At 36.7% G+C, this 4,203-nt stretch carries 4 protein-coding genes; all 4 read right to left on the bottom strand.

What is annotated here, in order from left to right:
- Positions 1 to 191: 191 nt before the first annotated feature.
- Positions 192 to 1,220, bottom strand: a complete 1,029-nt coding sequence (locus V7137_RS29025) for a 2,3-butanediol dehydrogenase (RefSeq protein WP_335701275.1) — start codon at positions 1,218 to 1,220, stop codon at positions 192 to 194.
- A gap of 257 nt (positions 1,221 to 1,477) precedes the next feature.
- The gene (locus V7137_RS29030) at positions 1,478 to 1,795 is read right to left on the bottom strand and encodes a hypothetical protein (protein WP_335701276.1); all 318 of its coding nucleotides are present in this window, start codon (positions 1,793 to 1,795) and stop codon (positions 1,478 to 1,480) included.
- Between the two features lie 42 nt (positions 1,796 to 1,837).
- A complete protein-coding gene (locus V7137_RS29035) occupies positions 1,838 to 2,623 on the bottom strand; it encodes a citryl-CoA lyase (protein ID WP_335701277.1) in 786 nt (261 codons plus the stop codon).
- Positions 2,624 to 2,882: 259 nt separating this feature from the next.
- Positions 2,883 to 4,079: an acyl-CoA dehydrogenase family protein gene (locus V7137_RS29040; protein ID WP_335701278.1), complete on the bottom strand. Its 1,197-nt coding sequence runs from the start codon at positions 4,077 to 4,079 to the stop codon at positions 2,883 to 2,885.
- Positions 4,080 to 4,203: the final 124 nt, after the last annotated feature.

The following is a 4,203-nucleotide window of genomic DNA, read 5'->3' on the forward strand; positions in this document are numbered from 1 at the left end:
AGGATTTGGGGCTCTTTAGAACCCCCTATCGCTAAATTTTTATTAGCTATAGCTCCATTTGGCAATGTTGCAGTTTCTACTTTTCCGCCCAAGTATGGGGATTTTATTTTTTCAACGATATTCATAAGTTCCTCCTATGATTTTGGCATTTTTAATGGTTAGGCAATTCTGAATACTAATGTAATCAAGTATTAAATATTACTTTCTTTTGGGGTTACTAAGATCTTGCATTGTGTTTTATCGTTTTTCAGTTTCTCAAATCCTTTTTTTACAATATCATCTATATAAATTTTATTTGTAATTAATTTAGAACCATCAATTTTTCCACTAGCTAATAAATGGATGACTTCTTGGAAATTATGGCGATATCCTAAAGATGAATTAATTTTCCTTTCTCCAATCACTAGCATATTCGGAGAGAATGAAACATTTTTCTCCCAAAGCGAAACGATCATAAGTTCGCCGGTATGTCTTAAACTTGCTAAGGCAGCTATGAAAGATGATTCTGCACCTGCAGCGTCAAATGCGACATGGACTCCCCCACGTACAATCTTATTTATCTCTTTAACTGGTTTTTCATTTTCAGGATTAATAACGTGTGTGGCCCCAATTTCAAGTGCTTTTTTACGGCGTTCTTCTGACAATTCCACTACGATTATTTCTTTTGCGCCTATCACTTTTGCTACCTGAACTAATAAAAGTCCGATTGGTCCAGCTCCATATATTGCACAACTGTCTCCGCTTTTTAATTGACTTTTTCGAACTGCATGAAGTGCAACTGCTGTAGGCTCAACTAGTGCTGCTACCTCAAAGCCTAATTCATCTGGAATCTTATAAATCCTAGATTCACGCACCGTAACAAATTCAGCAAAACCACCATCATCAGAAAACCCATAGCACTCTACTTTTTTACACAAATTGTATAATCCTTCTGTACAAGCATCACAATCACCACAGCTATAAAAAGGTTCCACTACAACTCGGTCACCAACCGAAACTTTTGTTACTCCCGCTCCAATCTCTACGACAGTACCAGAAAATTCATGTCCTAAAGTTACTTTTGATTTAGCAAAAAAAGGGCCAGCCAAGAACTCATGCATATCACTTCCACAAATTCCAGCCCATTCTACCGCGATTTTTACTATTCCATCGTCTATTTTCGATTGTTGAACTTCTTCAATTTGTATATTTAACGCACTATAAAATTTTGCAGCTTTCATGATCTATACCCCCTATCGAATTATTTTATTTTCTTACTATTACAAAGATTAACCGCATTGTATAATCACATTTGTTACATAAAGTTCCATAATTAAACTAACGATCAAAATGATCTTCGGGAACCACTTATCCCAAAAATAATCGCGGCCTAATTTCTACCATTCTCAAAAGCTAGGTAAAAACTAGACCGTTGAAATATCATTTTAACAGCCTGTCAAAAAGGATTTATTTCTATTGTCCAGTTGTAAGTTTCCCATCATAATGAATCATTAATTTTAACCTGATCAATTGCAATTAATTCTCCTTTTTTAACTTTGACCTGTGCAGGCCATTTTTTAATAGAACATAAACTAAAATTACCGCTCGATTGATTTTTCAGCTCTATGAATACATCCATACCACATCCTAAAGCACTGTACCCCGTTACCACCATAGACTGTCCAGAGCTACCATTAGCATCATCTACTAAATAAATTAATTCAGAACCAATTGAAGGAACAAAACCTCGTACAAAACGCTTATACTCTTTCAAAACATTTGGATGGTTTATTTTTAGATAATCTTCTAATTGCATACCTATCACCTTNNAGTGTAAAAGTAGATAAGCTATGTCCTTTTATTTCACTAGACAATCATTTGTGTATATCGTATTTTCTTCAATATGATCAAAAAGCTTCTGACCCATACTGTCTTTTCTTCCCGCCTCCATTTCTTCAACAATATGACCAATTAATCCAACTGCACGTGCTGCGACTGCGAATGCTCTTACAATACTGAAATGCAAATTCATATCCGAGAGAATTGCCCCGATAGCCCCAGCAGCATTCAAAGTAATTTGCTTTCCCTTTTGTTCATTCATTTGGCGGTGAATTTCTTTCATTAAAATAATGTTTTTCCCGCTAAATCCTAATTCTTCGGCTAAAGCAAATAACTTAGGTGTACGCGGATCAACTGGCTTATGGATTGGATGCCCAAATCCAATCACTTGTAATTTTTTTGCTTTTCGTTCTTCTAAAATACTGGCTGCGACGAAGGCAGCATCATGATTATGGCCATATTTTTCCCAGCCTTCTTGAAGCATTTGTGCCGTATTTTCCATCGCCCCAAGGTAAACGGAACCTGCTCCCAATAAACCAGCTGCTACTGCTGCTTGTACTGCCTCTGGTGCCCCTAAATATGTTAACCGGGCGGCAACGGAGCTTGGGGTAAAGCCATGTTCACAAATAGCCACCATACAGGCATTGAGCATTTTAGACTCTTCTTCAGTAGGTCGACGATGAAGAGCACCTAATAACGCCATATCTGCCAGTGTTATTTTACCTATTAAATCTTCCGTCAAATTATAGCCATGAACATAAATCGCATCTGTTTTAGACATCCCAATCTTCGTTTCAAATTTCATTTCCTGTCATCCCTTACTGTTAATTTGATTATAGATAAAATCCAAGTATATATGCTTTTTTGTAATACCCTACTAATCTAAAATAATGATTAGATAAAAAGACCGCTTTAAGCACCGTGCTCCGAATTAATTTTCCGAATTTCACGTTACTCAAAACGGCCAGTCTGGCTTGTACCGTTTTTTTATTTAGTGGTCCGTTTCGCTTCAAATTTTAATGGAGCAAACTTTCATTTCTTATAGGAAAATATGAAAGTTCTACTTACAAACCAATGTTTTTAGCAATAATATTTTTCATAATTTCCGTTGTACCACCATATATTGGCATGACTGCAACATCACGGTAGCGACGTGCAATCGGATATTCTTCCATAAAACCGTATCCGCCATAAAGCTGTAAGCACCGTGCAGACATCCGTCTTGCCATATCTGTTATGAACCATTTAGCCATAGATATCTGTGTTACGATATTTTCGCCGTTCAAATGTTTATTTGCTAAATCGTCAATGAATGTTTGCGCCATTGTTAATTCGGTTGCCATTTCAGCAATCTCAAATTGAGTATTTTGAAATGAACTAATCGGCTTTCCAAATGCTTGTCTTTCTTTTACGTAGCTAATTGTTGACTTTAGCATCTCTTCAGCAACAACTAATGCACTGTTTGCGATTAAGAGGCGCTCCTGTTGCAGCCGATCCATCAGGTAATAGAACCCATTGCCTTCCTCACCAAGTAAATTAGCTGCTGGAACTCGCGCATCATCAAAAACTAATTCAACAGTATCCGTAGAATGCTGACCTAGTTTTTTCAACTTTTTACCACGTGAAAATCCCGGTGTATCAGTTTCAACCATAATGATACTAATTCCTTTTCGAGCTGGAATCGCTTTTGGATCTGTTTTGACCGCAACGAAGAACAGCCCTGCATTGATTCCATTGGAGATAAAGGTTTTCTCCCCATTAAGGATATAGTGGTCCCCATCGCGTACAGCTGATGTACTCATATTGGCGAGATCAGAGCCTATGCTAGGTTCCGTCATAGCAACTGCCGCTGTAATTTCTCCACTTACACATTTAGGCAGATACTTGCTCTTTTGTTCTTCGTTACCAAATCTTTCTAGATAAGGGACAATGATAGAACTGCTCGTGCTTGCTAAAGTACCGACTCCAACACGGAATAACTCTTCAGCTAAGATCAAATTAAACGCAAAATCTAGTTCAAGCCCACCATATTTCGTTTCGATTTGCGGGCAGAGAAAACCATGTGCTCCCAATTTTTCATAGAATTCTCGTGGAGTATATTTTTCTTCTTCCCATTTCTCAATGTAAGGAACTGCTTCCTTTTCGAGAAACTTTTGTAGAGATGTTCTAAACATCTCATGTTCATCAGTTAGATAAGTTCTTTTTCTCTTAAATAAATCATAGTTTACTTCTTTAGTTGATGTAGGTGATTTTGACACAATGTATCCCTCCCAAAAATTTGTTTACATCTCAAGTACTAGTAAATAATTGTCTTTGTATAAAAAGATCATTTTTATTTCATAAATTCACTAAGATTCAGTATTATTCAAATCTTTACATTTATGA

It is taken from the genome of Neobacillus drentensis, assembly GCF_036962765.1.
Classification (GTDB): Bacteria; Bacillota; Bacilli; order Bacillales; family Cytobacillaceae; genus Neobacillus; species Neobacillus drentensis_C.

Excerpts from the sequence above, each read along its gene's own strand:
- V7137_RS29025 (WP_335701275.1), bottom strand. The coding sequence starts at position 1,220 with ATGAAAGCTGCAAAATTTTATAGTGCGTTAAATATACAAATTGAAGAA.
- V7137_RS29030 (WP_335701276.1), bottom strand. The coding sequence starts at position 1,795 with ATGCAATTAGAAGATTATCTAAAAATAAACCATCCAAATGTTTTGAAA.
- V7137_RS29035 (WP_335701277.1), bottom strand. The coding sequence starts at position 2,623 with ATGAAATTTGAAACGAAGATTGGGATGTCTAAAACAGATGCGATTTAT.